This window comes from Acinetobacter sp. AL9, from assembly GCF_041464035.1.
Taxonomy (GTDB): Bacteria; Pseudomonadota; Gammaproteobacteria; order Pseudomonadales; family Moraxellaceae; genus Acinetobacter; species Acinetobacter towneri.
Window position 1 is genome coordinate 1 of the sequence record NZ_JAYFSK010000262.1, and the last position, 255, is coordinate 255.

Annotated in this window: 1 rRNA gene; it reads right to left on the reverse strand. The window is 48.6% G+C overall.

Going from position 1 to position 255, the window contains the following annotated elements:
- A 23S ribosomal RNA gene (locus ACEO2X_RS14620) occupies nt 1-255 on the reverse strand; the annotation flags it as partial.

Sequence of the window (255 nt, forward strand, 5' to 3'; positions counted from 1 at the left end):
TGATTAGCCTTTCACCCCTATCCACAAGTCATCCCCTGGCTTTTCAACGACAGTGGGTTCGGTCCTCCAGTTAGTGTTACCCAACCTTCAACCTGCTCATGGATAGATCACCCGGTTTCGGGTCTATACCCAGCAACTAGACGCCCTATTAAGACTCGATTTCTCTACGGCTCCCCTATTCGGTTAACCTCGCTACTGAATATAAGTCGCTGACCCATTATACAAAAGGTACGCAGTCACCAAACAAGTTGGCTC